This window comes from Saccharopolyspora elongata, from assembly GCF_004348985.1.
GTDB classification, from domain to species: Bacteria; Actinomycetota; Actinomycetes; order Mycobacteriales; family Pseudonocardiaceae; genus Saccharopolyspora; species Saccharopolyspora elongata.
The window spans coordinates 84,884-105,716 of the sequence record NZ_SMKW01000030.1 but is presented as its reverse complement, the minus strand read 5'-3'; the positions used below and the strand labels follow the sequence as shown (position 1 = coordinate 105,716).

20 protein-coding genes are annotated in these 20,833 nt (G+C 71.5%); 7 read left to right on the top strand and 13 right to left on the bottom strand.

Annotated elements, in window-relative coordinates:
- Nucleotides 1-3 precede the first annotated feature (3 nt).
- The gene (locus E1288_RS22590; protein ID WP_132488166.1) at nt 4-1,590 is read right to left on the bottom strand and encodes an alpha/beta hydrolase; all 1,587 of its coding nucleotides are present in this window, start codon (nt 1,588-1,590) and stop codon (nt 4-6) included.
- An 83-nt stretch (nt 1,591-1,673) separates the two neighbouring features.
- Here E1288_RS22590 and E1288_RS22585 point away from each other — a divergent pair, with 83 nt between their 5' ends.
- The 3 genes from E1288_RS22585 to E1288_RS22575 all read left to right on the top strand — a co-directional run bounded on the left by E1288_RS22585 (nt 1,674) and on the right by E1288_RS22575 (nt 7,329).
- Entirely contained in the window at nt 1,674-3,419 is a 1,746-nt protein-coding gene (locus tag E1288_RS22585; protein ID WP_132488164.1) for an NAD+ synthase, read from the top strand.
- Between the two features lie 81 nt (nt 3,420-3,500).
- The gene (locus E1288_RS22580) at nt 3,501-6,488 is read left to right on the top strand and encodes a DEAD/DEAH box helicase (protein ID WP_132488162.1); all 2,988 of its coding nucleotides are present in this window, start codon (nt 3,501-3,503) and stop codon (nt 6,486-6,488) included.
- The gene (locus tag E1288_RS22575) at nt 6,481-7,329 is read left to right on the top strand and encodes an SWIM zinc finger family protein (protein WP_132488160.1); all 849 of its coding nucleotides are present in this window, start codon (nt 6,481-6,483) and stop codon (nt 7,327-7,329) included. Before E1288_RS22580 ends, E1288_RS22575 begins: the two co-directional genes overlap by 8 nt.
- 174 nt (nt 7,330-7,503) lie before the next feature.
- On the opposite strand, the gene E1288_RS22570 is transcribed toward E1288_RS22575, so the two are convergent.
- From E1288_RS22570 to E1288_RS22555, 4 genes are all read right to left on the bottom strand, one after another.
- Nucleotides 7,504-8,631, bottom strand: a complete 1,128-nt coding sequence (locus E1288_RS22570) for a phosphatidylinositol-specific phospholipase C1-like protein (protein WP_132488158.1) — start codon at nt 8,629-8,631, stop codon at nt 7,504-7,506.
- 422 nt (nt 8,632-9,053) lie between these two features.
- Nucleotides 9,054-9,503, bottom strand: a complete 450-nt coding sequence (locus E1288_RS22565; protein ID WP_132488156.1) for a VOC family protein — start codon at nt 9,501-9,503, stop codon at nt 9,054-9,056.
- A 153-nt stretch (nt 9,504-9,656) separates the two neighbouring features.
- Nucleotides 9,657-10,004 (bottom strand): hypothetical protein, encoded by a 348-nt coding sequence (locus tag E1288_RS22560; protein ID WP_132488155.1) that lies wholly within the window; start codon nt 10,002-10,004, stop codon nt 9,657-9,659.
- Nucleotides 10,005-10,056: 52 nt separating this feature from the next.
- The gene (locus E1288_RS22555; protein WP_132488153.1) at nt 10,057-10,326 is read right to left on the bottom strand and encodes a DUF1905 domain-containing protein; all 270 of its coding nucleotides are present in this window, start codon (nt 10,324-10,326) and stop codon (nt 10,057-10,059) included.
- A gap of 124 nt (nt 10,327-10,450) precedes the next feature.
- On the opposite strand from E1288_RS22555, the gene E1288_RS22550 reads away from it, so the two are divergent.
- On the top strand, nt 10,451-11,251 hold the full coding sequence (locus E1288_RS22550; protein ID WP_132488151.1) for a transporter substrate-binding domain-containing protein: 801 nt from the start codon (nt 10,451-10,453) through the stop codon (nt 11,249-11,251).
- A 122-nt stretch (nt 11,252-11,373) separates the two neighbouring features.
- Complete coding sequence (gene panB / locus E1288_RS22545; protein ID WP_132488149.1) at nt 11,374-12,228, top strand: 3-methyl-2-oxobutanoate hydroxymethyltransferase; 855 nt, start codon at nt 11,374-11,376, stop codon at nt 12,226-12,228.
- A gap of 40 nt (nt 12,229-12,268) precedes the next feature.
- Here the strand turns inward: panB and E1288_RS22540 are convergent, their stop codons facing one another.
- Nucleotides 12,269-13,222, bottom strand: a complete 954-nt coding sequence (locus E1288_RS22540; protein WP_132488147.1) for a helix-turn-helix transcriptional regulator — start codon at nt 13,220-13,222, stop codon at nt 12,269-12,271.
- Between the two features lie 64 nt (nt 13,223-13,286).
- On the opposite strand from E1288_RS22540, the gene E1288_RS22535 reads away from it, so the two are divergent.
- Nucleotides 13,287-14,171, top strand: coding sequence for an NmrA family NAD(P)-binding protein (locus tag E1288_RS22535; protein WP_132488146.1), 885 nt, complete (start codon nt 13,287-13,289; stop codon nt 14,169-14,171).
- Nucleotides 14,172-14,220: 49 nt separating this feature from the next.
- Here the strand turns inward: E1288_RS22535 and E1288_RS22530 are convergent, their stop codons facing one another.
- Complete coding sequence (locus E1288_RS22530; RefSeq protein WP_132488144.1) at nt 14,221-15,198, bottom strand: glutathione S-transferase family protein; 978 nt, start codon at nt 15,196-15,198, stop codon at nt 14,221-14,223.
- Nucleotides 15,199-15,329: 131 nt separating this feature from the next.
- On the opposite strand from E1288_RS22530, the gene E1288_RS22525 reads away from it, so the two are divergent.
- Nucleotides 15,330-16,076, top strand: coding sequence for an SDR family NAD(P)-dependent oxidoreductase (locus E1288_RS22525; RefSeq protein ID WP_132488142.1), 747 nt, complete (start codon nt 15,330-15,332; stop codon nt 16,074-16,076).
- 142 nt (nt 16,077-16,218) lie between these two features.
- Here E1288_RS22525 and E1288_RS22520 read toward each other — a convergent pair whose 3' ends face one another.
- The 6 genes from E1288_RS22520 to E1288_RS22495 all read right to left on the bottom strand — a co-directional run bounded on the left by E1288_RS22520 (nt 16,219) and on the right by E1288_RS22495 (nt 20,833).
- Nucleotides 16,219-16,605, bottom strand: a complete 387-nt coding sequence (locus E1288_RS22520; protein ID WP_132488204.1) for a DUF4326 domain-containing protein — start codon at nt 16,603-16,605, stop codon at nt 16,219-16,221.
- A 163-nt stretch (nt 16,606-16,768) separates the two neighbouring features.
- Entirely contained in the window at nt 16,769-17,434 is a 666-nt protein-coding gene (gene npdG, locus E1288_RS22515) for an NADPH-dependent F420 reductase (RefSeq protein ID WP_132488140.1), read from the bottom strand.
- A gap of 78 nt (nt 17,435-17,512) precedes the next feature.
- Complete coding sequence (locus E1288_RS22510; RefSeq protein ID WP_132488138.1) at nt 17,513-18,976, bottom strand: RNB domain-containing ribonuclease; 1,464 nt, start codon at nt 18,974-18,976, stop codon at nt 17,513-17,515.
- A gap of 4 nt (nt 18,977-18,980) precedes the next feature.
- Nucleotides 18,981-19,139, bottom strand: coding sequence for a hypothetical protein (locus E1288_RS22505; protein WP_328592473.1), 159 nt, complete (start codon nt 19,137-19,139; stop codon nt 18,981-18,983).
- 97 nt (nt 19,140-19,236) lie between these two features.
- Nucleotides 19,237-19,695 carry a hypothetical protein gene (locus E1288_RS22500; RefSeq protein ID WP_132488134.1) on the bottom strand — a complete coding sequence of 153 codons (459 nt, stop codon included), beginning with the start codon at nt 19,693-19,695 and terminating at the stop codon, nt 19,237-19,239.
- Nucleotides 19,696-19,738: 43 nt separating this feature from the next.
- The gene (locus E1288_RS22495) at nt 19,739-20,833 is read right to left on the bottom strand and encodes a C40 family peptidase (RefSeq protein WP_132488132.1); all 1,095 of its coding nucleotides are present in this window, start codon (nt 20,831-20,833) and stop codon (nt 19,739-19,741) included.

Sequence of the window (20,833 nt, the reverse complement as noted above, 5' to 3'; positions counted from 1 at the left end):
AGGTCATCCGTTCGAGGTGCAGCGCGTCCCTTCGGCCGGGAGGGTCAGGTCGACCAGGTACTTCGTGGTCGCGTCGTCCACGCAGGTGACGCCCTGCATGAAGACCGTGTGCTGGGTGCCCTCGAAGGTCAGCAGGCGGCCGTGCAGGGCTTCCGCGAGCTTCACGCCGGCCTGGTAGGGCGTGGCGGGGTCGCCGGTGGTGGAGATGACCAGCGTCGGCGGCAACGCCCCCACCTCCGGCTCCGTGGCCTCGCCGGTGACCGGGACGGGCCAGAACGCGCACTTGTCGCGCGCCCCGCTGGGCGGGTTCCCGTTGTCCAGGAACGGCGCCACCTCGCGGTAGCGGCGGTCCGCCTCGCGGAGGATCGCCGGGTCCTCGACGCGCTGGTCGTCGACGCAGTGCACGGCGTCGAACGCGTCGGTGGTGTTCGTGTACTGCCCGTTGCTCTCGCGGCTGAAGTAGTTGTCCGCGAGGGCCAGCAGCCGCCGGCCGCTGCCCTGCCGGAGCTCGTTGAGCCCGTTGTCCAGCTGGTCCCAGAGGCTCGGCGCGTACAGCGCCTGGATCGCCGCCATGGTGGCGTCCTTGTAGGACAGCTCGCGGCCATCACCGGCCGGGGCCGGGTGGTCCACCAGCGGGCGGGTGAGCTGCTGGAACACCGCGACGGCCTGCGCCGGGTCGGAGCCCAGGGAGCACCGCTGGCGCTTGGCGCACCACGCGGCGAAGTCGTTGAAGGCGCGCTGGAAACCGGCGCCCTGGGCGACCAGCTGGTCGATCGTGGACTGCCCGGGGTCGAGCGCGCCGTCGAGCACCATCGCCCGCACGTTGCCGGGGAAGGTCTCCGCGTACTCCGCGCCGATCCGGGTGCCGTAGGAGTAGCCGAGGTAGGTCAGCTTCTGGTCGCCGAGCACCGAACGCAGCACGTCCATGTCCTTGGCGACCTCGCGGCTGCCGACGTTGGCCAGCATCTCGGCGCCGGTGCGTTCCGCGCACTTGCCCGCGTAGTCGCGCTCCTCGTGCTCGGTCTCGGCGATCCCGGCGGGCGAGGTGTCCGCGTCGGAGTCGAGCCGCTCGGCGTCGCGCTCCGGGCCGGTCAGGCAGCTCACCGCCGGCTCGGAGGCGCCGATGCCGCGCGGGTCGAACCCGATCAGGTCGAACCGCTCGCCCAGGTCGGTCTGCTCGACCGACGAGGCGACGCTCGCGGCCGCGCTCATCCCGGATGCACCCGGGCCGCCCGGGTTCAGCAGCAGCGAACCGACCCGGTGCTCCTGGTCGGTGCCCGGCTTGCGCAGGATGCCGAGCGTGATCGCCTGCCCCTGGGGTTCGGCGTAGTCCATCGGGACTTCCAGCCGCGCGCACTCCAGGCCGGTGTCGTCGAAGGCGGTCCGGTCGCTGTCGGACGTCGCGTACGGGGCGCAGGGCCCCCATGACAATGTCTGCCCGTAGTACCGCTCCAAGCCCGCCGGCACCGGTCCGGCCGGGCCCTTGTGCTCGGTGTGCGGCTGCAGCGGTGCTGTATCTCGCGCGGGCGGGCTGCACGCGGCCGCGCCCAGCAGGGCCACCACGGACAGCACGGTCAGTAGGCGGTTCACTCACGAATCGTGACACGCATCGCGCGGCGCGGCTCACACCGGGCAGCACGACGCAGGCGTGCGGCGTGCGCGAAGATGGGTGCATGCCCCAGCTGCGCATCGCACTCGCACAGGTCAACGCATGCGTCGGCGACATCGCCGGCAACAGTTCGATGGTCTTGGACTGGACCCGCCGCGCCGTGCAGGACGGCGCCCACCTCGTGGCCTTCCCCGAGATGGTGCTCTCCGGCTATCCGGTCGAGGATCTCGCGCTGCGCAAGTCGTTCGCCGCCGCGAACCTCTCCGAGCTCGAGGTGCTGGCCCGGCGCTTGCAGGACGCCGGCTGCGGTGACGCGCTGGTCGTCGTCGGGCACCTCGGTCGCGACGACGAAGGGCCGCGCAACTCGGCGTCGCTGCTCTACGGCGGCGAGGTCGTCACGACCTACCACAAGCACCACCTGCCGAACTACGGCGTGTTCGACGAGGCCCGCTACTTCGCGCCCGGCTTCGACCTGCCGATCGTGCGGCTGCACGGCCTGGACGTCGGCGTGGTCATCTGCGAGGACATCTGGCAGAACGGCGGACCGGTAGCCGCGCTGGGCAAGGTCGGCGTGGACCTCGTGGTGTGCATCAACGGTTCGCCGTACGAGCGCGCCAAGGACGACGTGCGCACCCCGCTGGTCATCCGGCGGGCCGCCGAGGCCGGCGCGCCGATGGCGTACGTGAACCTGGTCGGCGCGCAGGACGAGCTGGTGTTCGACGGCGATTCCATGGTCGCCACGCCGGACGGCGAGATCCTCGCCCGGGCGCCGCAGTTCGCCGAGCACCTGACGCTGCTGGACCTGGAGCTGACCGCGGGCGGGCACACCTCGACCACCGTGCCCGCCGAGCCGGGCCCGATGCGGATGCCCGCCTTCGACGTCCAGCGGATCGTGCTGCAGCCGGAGCCGCTGCCGCATTACGAGCCGGTGCCCGCGCTGCCGCCCGCCGAGCCGCTCGACGACGTGGCCGAGGTGTGGTCGGCGCTGGTCACCGGGCTGCGCGACTACGTGCACAAGAACGGGTTCCGGTCGGTGACCTTCGGCTTCTCCGGCGGGATCGACTCCGCGGTGGTCGCCGCGCTGGCCGCCGATGCGCTCGGCGCGGACGCCGTGCACGGGGTGTCGATGCCGTCGAACTACTCGTCGGAGCACTCGCGGTCGGACGCCGCCGAGCTGGCGAAGCGGATCGGCTGCCACTTCGAGGTGCATCCGATCGCGGACATGGTCGACGTGTACGTGCGGCAGCTGGAGCTGACCGGGCTCGCCGAGGAGAACGTGCAGGCGCGCGCCCGGGGCGTGCTGCTGATGGCGCTGTCGAACCAGCGCGGGCACCTGGTGCTGGCCACCGGTAACAAGACCGAGCTGGCGGTGGGTTACTCGACGATCTACGGGGACGCGGTGGGCGCGTTCGCGCCGATCAAGGATGTGCCGAAGACGCTGGTGTGGAAGCTGGCGAAGTGGCGCAACGCCGATGCGGAGAAGCGCGGCGAGGTGCCGCCGATCCCGGAGAACTCGATCACCAAGGCGCCGTCGGCGGAGCTGCGGCCGGACCAGGTGGACCAGGATTCGCTGCCGGAGTACGACGTGCTGGACGTGGTGCTGGACGGCTACGTGGAGGGCGACCGCGGTTACGCGGACCTGATCGCGGACGGGTTCGACGCCGAGCTGGTCGAGCGGGTGCTGCAGATGGTGGACCGGGCGGAGTACAAGCGCCGGCAGTACCCGCCGGGCACCAAGATCACGTTCAAGGCGTTCGGCCGGGACCGGCGGCTGCCGCTGACCAACCGCTGGCGGGAGATCGCGCCGTGACAGTCCCCGGTGTCCGCAGTTTCAATTGAAACTGCAGGCATGGTCGGGTGACGTCTCACGACCACCGAAGGAGGTTCGGCCGTGTGGGCCGTGCACGGATTGTGCACTGTGGACGGACGTCTGGTGCTGTGGGCGGAGGATTCCGGGCTTCCGGCGCGGGTGGCCGGGCGCGCGCCTAGCGGCACCGTGGCACATCCCTTCGCCGTGCCCGGCGAGGCGCTTCGGGACGCGCTGCCCGGCGATCAGCTCAAGGTCGACTCCGTCCGCCTCCAGCTGCCCTCCTACGCCTCCGCGCCGGTCGCATCTCCCGAGCTGGTGCGGGATCCGCTGACGGCCGGACCGACACCGCGCGGCAAGCTGCGGCTGCGGGAATGGCTGGTTCCTGCCGTGTCGTGCAGCCCCGCGGCCGTGCTCGCACTGCTCGATGAAGGCGTGCCCGGCTCCCGGTTGGGCGCCTCCGCGCATTTCCTCCACAGCGTCGCCGGATTCGCCGAGCAGGTGGTGTTGCAGGGACGGGTGCTGCCCGCGCTGGTCTTCGAGGCCGAGCGGCCCGCAGCGCGCTGGCACGCTGCGTTGTCCGGCACGGATTCGGCGCGTTTCGTGGCGCTGCGGGATTCCATGCCGCAGGCCTTCCGCTGCGAACGCGGCGACCCACCTGCGGACGTCCTGCGCACGGCTCTCGATTCGCTGGTCGACGGCATCGCCCGCGCCCGGGTCGCCGACGTCGGGATGCCCGGCGGCCGGACCGTCGCCGCGGCGTGGCTGAACGCGCTGGCCCACGAGCCGCGGTTCGACGGCGATCCCGCGCAGGTGCGGAAGCTCGCCCGCCGGCTGGAGACCTGGCGCGCCAGCGGTGCTCGGGAAAGCCCGGTGCGGACCTGCTTCCGGTTGCACGCCCCGGAGGACGACGACCAGTGGCGGCTGGAGTTCCTGCTCCAGGCCGTCGACGACCCGAGCGTCCTGGTGTCCGCGAACGAGGTGTGGCGGGAGGAAAGCCGGGTCCTGCAGCGGTGGGTCGCGCAGCCGCAGGAGTTGCTGCTCGCCGACCTCGGCAAGGCGAGCCGGGTCTTCCCCGGGCTCGACGCGGCGCTGGTCGTCCCGCACCCCACCGAATTGTTCCTGGACGCCGCCGGGGCGTACGAGTTCCTCACCAGCGCGGCGCTGCTGGACCAGGCCGGCTTCGGCGTGCTGCTGCCGTCCTGGTGGGGCCGCACGCAGCAGCTCGGGCTGAAGCTGACCGCGACCAGTTCCGGCACCGCCGGGACCGTGTCGAAGGAATCCGGGCTCGGCATGGACGCCGTCGTCGACTACCGCTGGGACCTCGCGCTGGGCAACGAGCGGCTGACCGAGTCCGAGCTGGCGGAGCTGGCCGCCGCGAAGGTCCCGCTGGTGCGGGTGCGCGGCAGGTGGGTCCAGGTCGACCGCAAGCGGCTGGCCGCCGGGCTGGCGTTCCTGCAGCGCTCCGGCACCGGTCAGATGACCGCCGGCGAGGTGCTGCTGCAGGCCGGGATGCATTCCGAGGACGGCGACCTGCCGATGCCGGTGGTCGAGGTGAGCGGGCACGGGTGGCTCGGGGACCTGCTGTCCGGGCAGGCCGAGCAGTACCTGGAACCCGTTGAGCCGCCGGCGGGTTTCACCGCGACGCTGCGCCCGTACCAGCGCCGCGGCCTGGCCTGGCTGGCGTTCCTGGACCGGCTGGGCCTGGGCGCCTGCCTCGCCGACGACATGGGCCTCGGCAAGACCGTGCAGCTGCTGGCGCTGGAAGCGCTGGCGCGCTCGGAGGGCTCGCGCGGCCCGACGCTGCTGGTCTGCCCCATGTCGGTGGTCGGCAACTGGCAGCGGGAGGCGGCCAGGTTCGCGCCGGCGCTGAAGGTGCACGTCCACCACGGCGGCGGGCGGCTCGGTGGCGAGGACCTGATGGAAGAAGTCGGTGGGCAGGACCTCGTCATCACGACGTATCCGCTGGCCGCGCGGGATTCGGCCGTGCTGCGGGAGATCCGCTGGGAGCGGGTGGTGCTCGACGAGGCGCAGAACATCAAGAACAGCGCCTCCCGGCAGGCCAAGGCGGTGCGTGGCCTGTCGGCCCGGCAGCGGATCGCGCTGACCGGCACGCCGGTGGAGAACCGGCTCGCCGAGCTCTGGTCCATCATGGACTTCGCGAACCCCGGCGTGCTGGGCTCGCTGAGCACGTTCCGGGCCCGGTTCGCGGTGCCGGTGGAACGCGACGGCGACACCGACGCCGCGGCCCGGTTGCGGCGTATCACCGGGCCATTCGTGCTGCGGCGGCTGAAGACCGACCCGGCGATCATCGGCGACCTGCCGGACAAGATCGAGATGAAGCAGCTGTGCAACCTCACCGCCGAGCAGGCGTCGCTGTACCAGGCGGTGGTCGACGACATGCTGGCACGCATCGACGACAGCGATGGCATGGAGCGCCGCGGGCTGGTGCTGGCGACGATGTCCAAGCTCAAGCAGGTGTGCAACCACCCGGCGCAGCTGCTCGGCGACGGCTCACCGCTGCCCGGCCGGTCGGGGAAGTTGTTGCGGCTGGAGGAAATCCTCGAATCCGTGCTGGCCGACGGCGACAAGGCGCTGTGCTTCACGCAGTTCGCCGGGTTCGGCGGGATGCTGGTGCCGCACCTGTCGGCGCGGTTCGACACCGAGGTGCTGTTCCTGCACGGCGGCACGCCGAAGAAGGCCCGCGACGAGATGGTCCGGCGGTTCCAGGAATCCGACGGGCCGTCGATCTTCCTGCTGTCGCTGAAGGCCGGCGGCACCGGGCTGACGCTCACCGCCGCCAACCACGTCATCCACCTGGACCGGTGGTGGAACCCGGCCGTCGAGGACCAGGCCACCGACCGGGCGTTCCGCATCGGCCAGCGCCGGGACGTGCAGGTCCGCAAGCTGACCTGCATCGGCACCCTGGAGGAGAAGATCGACCGGATGATCGAGGACAAGAAGGCGTTGGCGCAGCTGGTCGTCGGCTCCGGCGAGAACTGGCTGACCGAGCTGTCCACCCGCGAGCTGCGCGACCTGGTCGCGCTGGAGGCGGAGGCCGTCGGTGAATGAGTGGCGCCGGTTCCCGCCCGCCGCGAAGCCGATCCGCGTCGAGGGCGGCATCAAAGCGCGCAGCAAGCGCGGCGAGATCGCGCAGACCTGGTGGTCGCGGCGGTTCATCGAGGTGCTGGAGTCCTTCGGCATGGGCGGCCGGCTGCAGCGCGGCAAGCGGTACGCGCGCGCCGGGCAGGTGCTGAACCTGACGCTGTCGACCAGCTTGGTAGTCGCGCTGGTGCAGGGTTCCCGCCCGGAGCCCTACCGGGCGCGGATCGCGATCAAGGCGTTCACCGCGGACGAGTGGGAGCGGATCGAGCGGGCGCTGGCCGGGCAGGCGCTGTACGCGGCGAAGCTGCTGGCCGGGGAGATGCCGACGGACGTCGAGCAGGTCTTCGACGAGCTCGGGCTGCAGCTGTTCCCGACGACGATGCGGGAACTGACGATGGATTGTTCCTGCCCGGACTGGGAAATCCCGTGCAAGCACCTGGCGGCGGCCTGCTACCTGGTGGCCGAGTCGTTCGACGAGGACCCGTTCCAGATCCTCGCCTGGCGCGGCCGGGGGCGCGAGGAGCTGCTGGACCGGCTGCGGGCGCTGCGCGGCAGCGTGTCCGGTCCGGCGGCGGAGGAGCCCGACGAGGCGGCGCCGCTGTCGGAACGCCCGGAAACCTTCTGGAGCGCGCCGGAATCTCCGGCGGCGCCCGCAACTCCCGGCACGGAGCCGACCGCACCGGACGCGCTGCTCGACGAGCTCGACCCGCTGCCGGTGCAGATCGGGGACGAGCCCGCCGTCGAGCTCCTCCGCCCCGCTTACCGGGCGATGGCGGGGATGGAGCGAACGGACCGTTTGCCTCCATAGACGGCGTGGACGGTCCGTTCGCCTCAACCCGAACACATCGGAGCCCGGCGCGAACGGACCGTTCACCTCGATAGACGGCGCGAACAGTCCGCTCACCCCAACCCGAACACATCAGAGCCCGGAGCGAACGGACCGTTCGTCGCGGTTGGCGGCGTGAACGGGCCGTTCGCTCGGTCACCGTTCCAGCTGGTCGGAGCGGCAGGATCGGGGCGCGTTCACCGGGTTGCAGCGCGCCGGGGTGCCGAGTTCGGCGACGTAGTCGGAGCCGTAGCGGGCGGCCAGGCCCGGTGCCGGGAAGTCCGTGCTGACGATCTGCGCTCCGCTGGCCAGCGCCGCTTCCAGGCGGGCGGTATCGCCGGTGGTGGCTTCGGCCAGCGGCACGTCCGAGCGGGTGCGCACCAGGTACCCGCGCTTCACCAGGTCCCGGATCCGCGCGCCGTTCGCGCCGGTGGGGTCGTTCTGCGAGATGAATGCCGCGTCTGGCCGGCCTGGCGCGGAATTGGTGAACAGCACGCGGCCTTCGAGGTTGGGCCGGTTCTCCAGGTACGGCGCCTGCTGCCGGGGATCGCTGTTGTCCATCAGGAAGACGAACTTGCCGCGGGCCTCGGCGAGCTTCGGCCAGCCGAAGCGCAGCACCGACTGCTCCAGCGTGAGGCCCGGCTTGCGGACGTCGTCCGGGGTGATCATCTGGTCGGCCGGGATCACCGAGCGGATCTCCGCGTCCAGGTCGGCGAACCGCTTGGCGTCCCACGGCGGGGAATCCGGGCCGCCGAGCTGCTCCATCGCCGGGTCGGTCTGCTTGAGCTCCAGCAGGACCGGGATCGGGGCGTGCCCGGGATGCGCCTCGGACCAGCCGCGGGCCTGGCGCAGGCAGTTGACCAGCGTCGAGCAGGACGTGGCGTAGTCGTGGTCGGCCCAGTGCATGACCTTGATCCCCGGCCCGGCCAGATCGGGGTCGGTGAGCGGCCCCAGCCCGGCGTCGCGGCGGATGATCGGGGCGGTGTAGAGGCCGCCCCGGTCGCTGTCGGGCGTCAGGTCGAGCTCGATGTGCCGCACCGACTGGCGCTCGAACTGCACCGGCAGCGATGCGTGGGAGTACCAGAGGTTGTCGGATGCGGACTGGTGGAGCTGTTCGGCGCGGGAGAGCTCGCGGTGGTAGCTGTTGTGCGTGCCGATGACCTGGATCTGGTTCATCCGCAGGTCTTCGCGCCCCGACGGGCCAGCGGCGTTCGCGGCTGACACCAGCAGACCGGCGCAGGCGGCCAGCGAAGCGGCGATCACGCCTGCACGGGCGATTCGCATGACGGGCTCCTCGGGATGGGTGGCGACCCAGCCTGGAACGGGAAGATGACCATGCCGAGATCCGCTGCCCACCGACCGCCGAACACCGGGCGAACACCCGGGATCATTGTTCGGCCTGGCCGGGAGCCGTGAGTACTTTGTGCTGCCATAGCAACCAAAAGCACTCACGGGCACTCATCAGGCCGAACTGGAACAGCACCACACTGGATCCGTCGCAGGCGACAGCACGAAGGATCGGTGGGAGAACACGAACCGAAAGCCTTCGCCGATGTCCCGCAGCAGTCCGGCAGTGCTGTTCCGCTGCGGAGCCGCCTCAGGCATCGGGCGGTTCGCAATGGGCCGGAAACCGTCCCGGCACGCTGGCCAGAGCACAGCCGCCCGCGTTGCTTCAGGCGCCCGGCGCAAAGGGCGCCTTCACCTCGTCAGGGATGCTCGTCGATGGCGGGCATCGGGGCGCCGGCCGGGTTCCAGGTTTCCAGGAACTGCGGCTGGCGGGATGCGTCTACGAGTTCGATGCGAGCCCCGATCGAGTCCATCCGGTGGTACGCGAAGGCCCTGCCGTACGGGCAACCCGAGAACTCCTCCGGCAGACCCTGGCCGGCGAGCCGGCGCGCGCCGGTCTCCAGCGAACTCGTCCAGTAGCCGAGGTGGTCGAACCTGGCGTCCGCGGACGCGTCCCACGGGCTGCCCGGCGGGCCCTCGATCAGCTCGATGAACGGCGCCCCGCCCTTGGTGAAGACGATCCGGTAGTCCCAGTCCCCGAGCCGGGCGGCCTGCGGTTCGTTCCACTCGACGCCCGCGGACGACTCGAAGTCGCGCATCGCCTTCTCGACGTCGGGCACGACGAAGCACACGTGGTAGAAGGCAGTCATCGGGGCAGTATCCCCTCGAGGAGCTCGGCCGGCGGGAGGGAGGCACCCCCAGTTGCCTCCCTCCCGCGCTCCCACGCGCTCCCGGTCATTAGACGCCCGGAAGGTCGTTTGGTTGCATCGTTGTTTTTCCCGTTATTGCCGGAAGTGGGACCATCAGCCGTTGCCGAGTTCGCTGCAGGTCGTCGGGTAGCCGGGCGGGATCTGGGCCTTCGCAACGCCCATGACCACGACCGGTGCGAGCACCGTCGCCGCCAACCCGATCACCACGCCGACCGGGATCACCAGTCCCAGCGCCACGTGCAGCAGTAGCGCCACCGGCAGCACCACGAAGGTGATCACCACCCCACCGCTGGCGTCCACGAGGTCGCACTTCTTCCACAAGCTGCCGACGGCGTGGAGGCCGTACCAGGTCGTCACGATCGCCGCCGGCAACGCCCCGAGCGCCGCGAACCCCGCCCACGCCCAGGCCGACTTGATCTCCACCGGTTCCCTCTGCTCCATTGCGGTCACGTCCGTGTGACGCGCGAGCCGGGATGCGGTTTGTCGACCGGCCTCAGTCGAAGATCCGCTCCAGCAGGCGGACGGTCACCTCGGCGCCGGCCTCCTTGCCGATCGCCTTGCGGACGTCGGCCTTCACCGGAAGCTTGTGCGTGCCGTCGCCCAGCGCCATGAACGAGCTCCGGAACGGCCGGCCGTCGATCGTGCCCCGGACCTTCACGAGGCCGCGGGTGCCGAAGTACTCGGCCGACCGCGGCCAGACCACGTAGGTCCAGCCGCCCCGGTTCGGGCTCTTCTGCAGCGTCGCGGTGAACTGCTCGTCCATCGTGTGCTCCTCTCGCGAACCGCTCCTGGAGGTGCAGACCTCGCGGTGCCGCGGAACTCATCGCTCTGGCCTTCCCGGGTCCGAGCGGTTATGCATGTTCCGCGAAGATCGAAAGGCGGGCGTCATGCAGTGGAAGAAGTTCGGTTCCGGGTTGGCCGCGGCGGCCGTCGTCGCCCTGAGCACGGCGTGCTCCGCGACGCCGGTCGAGCCGGCGAAGCCCGCGGCGAGCCGGCTGGACGACGTCGTCCAGCGCGGTGAGCTGCGGGTGTGCAGCACCGGGGACTACCGGCCGTTTACCTACCGGGACGCCGCGGGCGCCTGGAGCGGCATCGACATCGACATGGCGCACGACCTCGCGGGCAGGCTCGGCATCAAGGCGACGATCGTGCCCACCACCTGGAAGACGCTGGTCGCCGACTTCAACGCGCAGTGCGACATCGCCGTCGGCGGTGTGTCGATCACCTTGGACCGCGCGAAGCAGGCCTTCTTCAGCACCGCCTACGTGGTCGACGGCAAGACGCCGATCACCCGCTGCGAGAACGTCGCGCGGTTCCAGACGCTGCAGCAGATCGACCAGCCCGGCGTCCGCGCCGTCGTCAACCCCGGCGGCACCAACGAGCAGTTCGCCAAGCAGAACCTCAAGCAGGCCACCATCGTCGAGCACCCGGACAACAACACGATCTTCCAGCAGATCCTCGACGGCAAGGCCGACCTGATGATGACCGACGCCGCCGAGACCAAGTGGCAGGCCAGGCAGCACCCGGAGCTGTGCTCGGTGCACCCCGACCAGCCGTTCACCTTCAGCGAGAAGGCGTACCTGCTGCCGAAGGGCGACGTCGTGTTCCAGCAGTACGTGGACCAGTGGCTCAACCTCGCGCTGCGCGACGGCACCTACGCGCGCATCGCGGAGCCCTGGATCGGCTGAACTGTGATGTTGGCCCTCGGGATGTGTCGGCGGGGTTGAGCACGTGCGACGCTTTCCCCCGCAACCATCCGCAACTACCCGGGGACCCGCGATGCGGGCCTCGAGGAAAAGGACGGTCAACGATGACTGCTGCCCAGAACCAGGGTGAGACAGCGGCGCCGTACGGATCGACGCCGGCCAAGCGGCGCGTGCGCATCCACCACCTCCAGCAGCTGAAGGAGCGCGGCGAGCCCTGGCCGATGCTCACCTCCTACGACATGTACACCGCGCGGATCTTCGACCAGGCCGGCATCCCGGTGCTGCTGGTCGGCGACTCGGCCGCCAACAACGTCTACGGCTACGAGTCGTCGCTACCGGTGACCGTGGACGAGCTGCTGCCGCTGGTCCGCGCCGTGACCCGGTCGGCGGAGCGGGCCCTGGTGGTGGCAGACCTGCCGTTCGGCTCCTACCAGGCGTCGCCGGAGCAGGCGCTGGCCACCGCGACGCGGTTCATGAAGGAAGGCCGCGCGCACGCGGTCAAGCTCGAAGGCGGCCGCCGCTACGCCCCGCAGATCGAGGCGCTGGTATCGGCGGGCATCCCGGTGATGGCCCACATCGGCTTCACGCCGCAGAGCGAGCACGGCCTCGGCGGCTACCGGGTGCAGGGCCGCGGCGACAAGGCCGACGAGCTGCTCGCGGACGCGCTCGCGGTGCAGGATGCCGGCGCGTTCTCCGTGGTGCTGGAGATGGTGTCGGCGGACGCGGCGAAGCGGGTGACCGGGGAGCTGCGCATCCCGACGGTCGGCATCGGGGCCGGGCCCGACTGCGACGCCCAGGTGCTGGTCTGGACGGACATGTCGGGCATGAACACCGGCCGCACGGCGAAGTTCGTGAAGCGCTACGCCGACGTGGGCGGCATCCTGGCCGACGCTGCCAGCCGCTTCGCGGACGAAGTCCGCGGCCACGCCTTCCCGGCCGCGGAGCACTCCTTCCACTGAGGTGGCGCCGGGGTGCGCGGCGTCGGTCGCGCACCCCGGATCAGCCGCCGGCGGCCCGGGCGATGCGATCCGCCAGCTCCCGCGAGTAGCCGTTGAGCTCGGGCGGGGACTCGATGGTGTAGGGCACGCCGACCGTGGCGAGGGTGACCGACAACCACTCCCACGACTCGACGCTGGTGACGTAGCGGCAGCTGGTGGCGTCGATGGCTTCGAGCGACCCGGCTTCGGCGATCAGCCGATCGGAGACCACCGAGACCGGCGCCGCGAAGCGCACCACGCCGCGCCGGCCGCGGGGGAACCGGGCGCTGTCCTGGACGAAGCTCACCGGATCGTCGGCGGGCAGCTCGCGGGGCGCGAAGGTGGTGCCCGGAACGCTGAGCTCGCCGATCCGGTCGATGCGGTAGGTGCGCCAGTCGGTGCGGTCGCGATCCCAGCCCAGCAGGTACCAGCGGCGGTCGAACAGCACCTGGCGGTAGGGCTCCACGCGGGGTTCGGTGTGCTTCCCGCTGCGGCTGGTGTATTCGAAGCGCACGTCCTGGTGCATGTGCGCTGCGGTCGCGAGCAGCTGCACGGTTCGCAGATCCAGTGCCTGGGTAGCGCGGGAGGTCGTCTCGGTTGCCGAGGTGAGCGCCTGTATCCGGGCGCGCAGCCGGGTCGGCACGACGCGTTCGAGCTTGCGCAGGGCACCTTCGGCAGCATCCCCGGCCCCGCCCATCTGGGTGAGCGCGGCAATCCGCAAGCCGACGACGGTGGCTACCGCCTCGTCGTCGGTGAGCAGCAGCGGCGGCATGGCCCGACCTGCGACGAGCTGGTAGTTCCCGCCCGGTCCGCGCGTCGAGGAGACCGGGTAGCCGAGCTCGCGCAGGCGGTCGAGGTCGCGCCGCAGGGTGCGCGGTGATGCGCCCAGCCTCGCGGCCAGCTCAGCCCCGGGCCAGCTCCGGCCGCTTTGCAGCAGCGAGAGCAACTCCAACAGCCGTGTGCTCGGATCCGTCATCGCACTCGAACCTAACCGGAATTGTGGCCAGGATTCGACCACAACCGACCGTAGCGTCCCGGGTATGGCACATGAACCCGAGAAGATCGTCGTCACCACACCCACCGGACACGTGGGATCCCGAGTCGTGCGACTGCTCCTGCAGGCGGGCGTGCGCCCCACGTTGCTGATGCGCGAACCCGCCAAGCTCGACGCGGCGACGCGTGACCGGGTCGACGTCGTGCAGGGCGACCAGGGGGATGCCGACTTCGTCCTCCGCGCGACGGAGGGCGCTGACCGCCTCTTCTGGGTGGACCCGCCCACGCCGGACGACGACCCGGCCGCCGGCTACGCCCGCATGGGCTCCAACGCGGCGCGCGCGGTGCGGGAGAACGGCATCGCTCGCACCGTGTTCCTCAGCAGCGTCGGCGCGGAGAAGCGCCACGGAGCCGGAGAGATCGATGGCCTGGCCCGGACCGAGGAACAGCTGGATGCCACCGGCGCCGACGTGCTGCACCTGCGCTGCGGGTACTTCTTCACCAACCTGCTCATGGAGCTCGATGGCCTGCGCGAGGGCGTGCTCCGCACCCCGTGGCCCCTGGACTTCTCGATGTCCTGGGTCGATCCCCGCGACATCGGCGAAGTCGTGGCCGCGCGACTCCTCTCGGACGGTTGGTCGGGACGCCACGTGCAGGCCGTGCACGGCCCCGAAAACCTGACCTTCCGGCGGGTGGCCGAAATCCTGAGCAACGCAGTGGGGCGCGAGGTGCGCGCCGAGCGGATCTCCGATGACGAGTTCCGCGCCTCGCTGCGATCGGCCGGTTTGAGCAACGGACAGGTCGAGGGCATCGTCGGCATGTCGACCGGGCTGCGCGAGAACTTCGTCCCCGAGGACGAGCGCAGCATCCTCACCACGACGCCGACCGCTCTCGCCGCCTGGGCCCACGCGCACCTCCGGCCCTTGCTCTGACCCGCGCGTGCGGGGGGCTGTGCGCACAGCCCCCTGCACGCCTGCGGCTCTAGGCGGGCGGAGTGCCGGTGCCGAAGGGCTTGCCGCCCAAGGCTTCCCGGCCGTGCGGCGTGTCCCAGCCGGACAGGTCCGGGCCCGCCGGGACGATGCCGGTCGGGTTGATCTGGTGGTGCGTCGCGTAGTAGTGGCGCTTGATGTGGTCGAAGTCGACCGTGTCGCCGAAGCCCGGCGTCTGGAACAGATCCCGGGCGTACGCCCACAGGACCGGCATCTCGGCGAGCTTCTGGCGGTTGCACTTGAAATGCCCGTGGTAGACGGCGTCGAAGCGCACCAGCGTGGTGAACAGCCGGACGTCGGCCTCGCTGATCGCGTCGCCGACCAGGTAGCGGCGATCCGCCAGGCGCTCGGAAAGCCAGTCCAGGCGCGCGAAAAGCCGCTCGAAGGCCTGCTCGTAAGCCTGCTGCGAGGTGGCGAAGCCGCAGCGGTAGACGCCGTTGTTCACGTCGGCGTAGACCACCGCGTTGACCTCGTCGATCTCCGCGCGCAGGTGCTCCGGGTACAGCTGCGGCGCGCCTTCTCGGTGGTGCGCGGTCCATTCCGTGGACAGGTCGAGCGTCAGCTGCGGGTAGTCGTTGGTGACCACCTCGCGCTCCGCGACGTCCAGGACCGCAGGGACCGTGCAGCGGCCGGCGAACTCGGGATCGGCCGTCAGGTACGCCTCGGAGAGGAAGGCGATCCCGGTCGCCGGGTCCTTCTCCCCCGGATCGAGGGTGAAGCGCCAGCCGCGCTCGTCGCGGATCGGGTCGACGATCCCCAGCGACAGCACGTCCTCCAGCCCGAGCAGGCGGCGCACGATCACCGACCGGTGCGCCCACGGGCACGCCAGGCTCACCACCAGCCGGTACCGGCCCGGCTCCACCGGCCACCGGGACGAGCCGTCCGCGGTGATCCGCTCGGTGAACCGGTTCGCCTGCCGCACCCACTCGCCCCGAGTCGAGGTTTCCGCCGCGAACTGCGCTTCGGCCATGCACCCACCTTAGGCCCGGCGAGGACCACGATTCGGGTTGAAACCGGGTTTCCCAGCAAGTGGACATGCCCGGCGGGGTTCCGGATGATGGAAGATTTCGGGTTCCGCCGGCGCGGATTAGGGTTCCGGGCATGGATCTCGATCTCTCCGGCCGCTGCTTCCTCGTCACCGGCGCCAGCAAGGGGCTCGGCTTCGCCACCGCCCGCGCGCTCGTCGACGAGGGCGCCGACGTCGTCGTGTCGTCCTCGTCCGAGGACAACACCGCTGCCGCAGTCGAGGCGCTCGGCGACCGCGCTCGCGGGCTCGCCGCCGACCTCACCGACCCCGCCGCTCCGCGCCACCTGATCGACTACGCCCAGGAGCAGTTCGGACGGCTGGACGGCCTGTTCGTCAGCCACGGCGGCCCGCCCGCCGGGCTGCCCAGCGGGCTCGACGACGACACGCTGCGCCGCGGCCTGGAGATCGCCACCATCGCCCCGATCCGGATCGCCCGCGAGGTCGCCGCCGAACTCGGCGACGGCGGTTCGATCGTGGTCCTGACCTCCACCTCCGGCGCGGAGCCGCTGACCGGGCTGGCCAGCTCGAACGTCGCCCGGCCCGCGACGCAGGGCTTCGTGAAGGACCTCGCCAACGAGGTAGGGCCGCGCGGGGTCCGGGTCAACGCGCTGCTGCCCGGCCGATTCGAGACCGAACGAGCCCGCGAGCTGGCCGCGCAGAACCCGAAGGCCCAGGAGCAGGCCGAGCAGGCGGCGGCGCTGCGCCGGTCCGGCGACCCGGCGGAACTGGCCGCGGTCGCCGCATTCCTGTTGTCCCCCAAGGCTTCCTACGTCACCGGCGCGGCCTGGACGGTGGACGGCGGGCGACGCGCCGAGATGTGATCAGCCTCATCGACGGCGCTGGATTCGAGGCCGTGCGCCCAGCGGCGATTTCGCGCGAAATCAGCACCTGCCACGCGTGCCCAGCGGCGATTTCGCGCGAAATCGCCGCCCTACCGAGGCCGCTGCGCGCGGTGCCGCGCGGTCAGCCCGCGCGCTTGGCGAGCACGTCGGCGTGGCACGGCTTGGGCGCGCACCAGCAGCCCAGCGCGCGGCCGTTCAGCACGCCCTCGCGGAGCTCCGCGAGCAGGTTGGGTTGCTCGTCCAGCCACTGCTCGTAGTGCCGGACCATCGCCTCGCGATCGATCTTCGCCTCCTTGAGGAACGGGCTGGCGAACTCCGACTCCGGCCAGTGGTGCCGCGGTCCGGCGTGCCCCACGTAGGTCAGCAGACCCTGCTCCTCCAGCCAGGGCACCAGGTGCTTGTGCGGGCCGTCCTTGCGCACGTTGACCACGATGGTGTGCCCGTCGAGCAGGGCATCCGCCCGCTCCCGCTCGTCGTCGTTCCAACTGCTCGCCTCGTCCGGCAGCACCACGAACCACCTCCGCCGCTCAGGGTGCCGCGCCCGGCGGCAGGGGACAATTTCGCGCCGCAAGACGCCGATCACCCGGAGCCCGTGCGACTCCCCGAGGAATCGCGCCGGCTCCGGGTGATCGAGGCCGATGGTGGTGACGCGCGGTGGGCGCGTCGCCCGATCAGACGTCGGTGATGCGGAGGCCCGCGTGCGCCTTGTAGCGGCGGTTGATCGCGATCAGGTTCGCCGTGAGCGCCTCCACCTGGTGGGCGTTGCGCAGGCGCCCGCCGTAGATGCCGCGCACGCCCGGGATCACGTCGGCCAGCTCGCGGACCACGTCGGTGGCCTCGCGGTCGTCGCCGAGCACCAGGACGTCCAGGTCCACGTGGGTGACCGCGAGATCGGCCAGGGTCACCGCGGAGACGTGGTGGAACGCCGCCGTCACCCGGGACTCCGGCAGCAGCTGCTCGGCCTGCTGCGCCGCGCTGCCCTCCGGCACCGGCAGCGCGTACGGCCCCTTCTTGTCGAAGCCGAGCGGGTTGACGCAGTCGATCACGATCTTGCCGGCGAGCTCCGCCTGCAACGACTTCAGCGTCTCCGCGTGGCCCTCCCACGGCAGCGCGGCCAGCACGATGTCCGATGCCGCCGCGCAACCCGCGTTGTCCTGGCCGGAGACGTCACCTCCCGCGATCTCGACGATCTCGGCCGCCGCCTGCTGGGCGCGCTCGGCGTTGCGCGAGCCGATCACGACCTTCAGGCCCGCCTTCGCCCACCGGATCGCCAGCCCTCGGCCCTGCGCACCGGTGCCACCCAGCACTCCGACCGTCATCTCCCGCACCTCAGCCACCCTCGGCCCCTTTCGTCGCCATCGACCGTGTGCAATCCACGATCGACCCGAGGAGAGCAATTCGCCACGGGGTGTGGGTCAGGCCACTTCGAACGCGACGTCGCGGCGCACCGGATCGGCCTCCACGAGCCGCACCCGGACCTGCTGGCCCTCGCCGAGGCCGGTACCGCTGCACCGCGCGATGACCGGCGGATCGGCCACGAACACCTCGCCGGCCGTGCCGTTGGGCACCCGCAGCACCGTCGCGGCGAACTCCTCGCCGACCCGCGACGCCAGCGACCAGGCCTGCGCCTGCGCGATGCAGGCCCGCTCCACCTGCCCGGCCACCCGGTCGGAGCTGCCCATCGCCGAAGGCAGCCCGGTCAGCGCCTCGTGCACCCACTCCGGTACTTCCCGGTCCGATGCCACCGCCAGGCAGACCTCGGCGCTGTAGCGATCTACCAGTCGCCGCAGCGGGGCCGTGACGTGCGCGTACGAGGCTCCGATGCCCGCGTGGTTGGCCTTGGCCGGCGCCCCGTCACCGAAGGCGGTGTAGCCGGCGCCGCGAAGCAGGCGGGTCGCCGCCACGTGCACGGCCAGCGCCTCCGGGCGGATCGGGTCGAGCCCGGCGAGCGCGGCCGCGGGCGGCGTGTCCACCGGCCAGTGCACGCCGAGCCGGGTCGCCGACCGGCGCAGCCCGGCCACCGTCTCCGGCTCCGGATCGGGCACCGTGCGCAGCACGCCGATCCCGGCCGACAGCATCATCTCCGCCGCGCACATGCCGGTGAGCAGCGAGATCTCGGCGTTCCACGCCTCGACCACCAGCCGCGGCCGCAACACCAGCCGCCACCCACCGCCCCCATCGGATTCCACCTGCTGCTCGGGCAGGCCGAGTTCGATCGCGCCGCGCAGCACCGCCTGCTCCCGGCGCAGCCGCCCGACCTCCGGCAGCAGCTCGATGGACGGATGCGGGACGCCGAGCCGCAGCGAGCGCTGCACCCCGTCGTAATCCAGCTGCGCGACCGACCGCACCAGCGCCCGCCGGACGTCCACGCGCACCGGCAGACCGTCGGAATCCAGGTCGATCGTCCACAGCACCGCCGCTCGCACCTGATCCGGCAGCAGGCTCGCGGCGTCTTCGGACAGCCGCGTCGGGTGCAGCGGAATGTTGCCGTCCGGCAGGTAGAGCGTCTGCCCGCGCCGCCGAGCCTCCACGTCCAGCGCGCCGCCGGGCGCCACGAACGCGGCAACGTCGGCGATCGCATAGTGGATCCGGTAGCCGCCGCGCCGCCGCTGGACCAGCACCGCCTGGTCGAGGTCCTTCGCACCGGGCGGATCGACGGTCACCAGCGGCAGGTCCGTGGCGTCCACCCGCGCGCCGGTCGGCACCTGCTGCGCGACGGTCTGCTCGACCTCGGCCAGCGCGGCGGTCGGGTAGTCGACGGGCAACGCCAGCTCGGCGCGGATCGCCGAGAAATCCAAGCCCAGCTCCGGCCTGCTTCGGCCGGTCGGTAAGGCGGCGGCAACTCCGGTGCCACCCGGTGAGGTCCCCGCCGCCGCCACGAGCTCAGTCCTCGCTGTTCCAGCGCTGGTCGGCCTCGTCGGCCGCCTTGGTACGCTCCTCGGCTATCTCGAGCGCGCGAGCCGCTGTGTCCCGGTCCGGGTACGGCCCCAGGCGCTCCGCAGCCCGGCAACCCGCCTTCGGCTCGACCTGCCGATGCGTCAAACAGAAGTACCAACTTCCGCGCCCCATGCATCGAGCCTCGCACGACGGCGCGCACCTGTCACGCGCCAGGCGGCGACACGACCGGGATGTCCCAACCTCACCAGGCCGGCGGTGGCGGCGCCGCCGGGGTCGGCTGCGAGCCGCCGGGTGTCTGCCTCGGGATCGGGTCCAGGCAGGACACCAGCACCTGGTGCGTCTCCGGGTTGTCGATGCGGCGCCCGTCCCGCACCCGGTACTCCAGCTCGCCGTTGTCGTCGACCTCGACGGTGCACCCGACCTCGGCGAGCTGGTCGTCGTCGAGATCCACCAGCCGCTCGTAGCGGGACGGGACCACCCGGTACACCGGCCACTGCAGGTGCCCGAACGCCTGGTGGAACTCCGCCAGCAGGTTGCTCATCTGGTGCTGCCACGGCAGGGGCATCGCCTCGGCCAGCGATCGCGGCAGCACCGCGTACCCGGCGTCCACGCCGGGCAGGGGCCGGGCCAGGTAGTCCCCGAGCGGAGTGCTCGACGCGGGCGGACCGGACGGCCGCGGAATCGGGTCTGGTGTGAACATGGTCAACCCTTTCCGAAGGTCAGCAGGCCGCCGCCATTCTTACCTACCGCGCACCCCCGGCGGCAGGAGCTTGGACGCCCGTCGACGGCGTGTCGCCAGGCGGTGCAGGCGCGTCGGCAGGCGGAACCGGCGCGGTCGACGGCGGCGCGGTCTGGGCCGCCGGCGGTGGATCGGTTGCCGGGCGCACCACCGTGGGCAGCAGCTGACCGCCGTCCCACAGCTTCGTCACCTCGACTGATTCGCCGGGCTGCGGCGCGTGCAGGACCTCGTTGTCGCCCAGGTACAGCGCCACGTGGTGGATGCCCTTCGGGTCCCGGCCGTAGCCCCAGAACACCAGGTCACCGGGCTGCGCCTGGGACAGCGGGACGTGCACGCCGCCCTGGAAGTACTGCGTCTGCGAGTACTTCGGGATCTCCACCCCGGCCGCCTTCCACGCCTGCTGCGTCAGGCCCGAGCAGTCGAAGGAGTTCGGCCCCGCCGCGCCCCACACGTACGGCTTGCCGAGCTGGGTCTGGGCGTACTTGATGGCCTGATCGGCGAGCACGCCCGCGCTGGGCAGGTCCTCGCAGGCGCTGATGCCCTCGACATCGCCCTCCACGCTCACCAGGTGCGCCGCCATCGGCTCCCACTTGTGGTAGCGCAGCGGGAACGCCGAGCGCTCCACCCGCTGGGCGGCCTCGCCGGGCCGCATCTCCTCCCAGCCGGGCACCGCGAGCAGCACGTCGTAGAACTTGTTGATCTGGTAGTCCACGTCGGTGACCTGCTGCACCGTGCCCCAGCCCATGGACGGCCGCATCTGGAAGATGCCCAGCGAGTCCCGGTCGCCGTGGAACAGGTTCGCCAGGTTCGACTCGGTCTTGCCCGCCTGGATGGCGATCTGCCAGGCCCGCGGCGGCAGGCCGCGCTGCTTGCCGATCTCGATGATGCGCTGGGCGATGCCGACCGACTCGTCGGAGAGCGTCGAGGCGTCCCGCTCCCCGCGTCCCTGGCCGTCGCCCCACGGCCCCAGGTCGGCGCTGCAATTCGACCAGCCTGCGCCGCGACCGCCGCTGCCGACTAGTAGCGCGGTCACCGCGCCGATGCCGATCAGACCTGCGAAACCCGCGAGCACGACGACCGCAACCACGAGCTTCCGCAT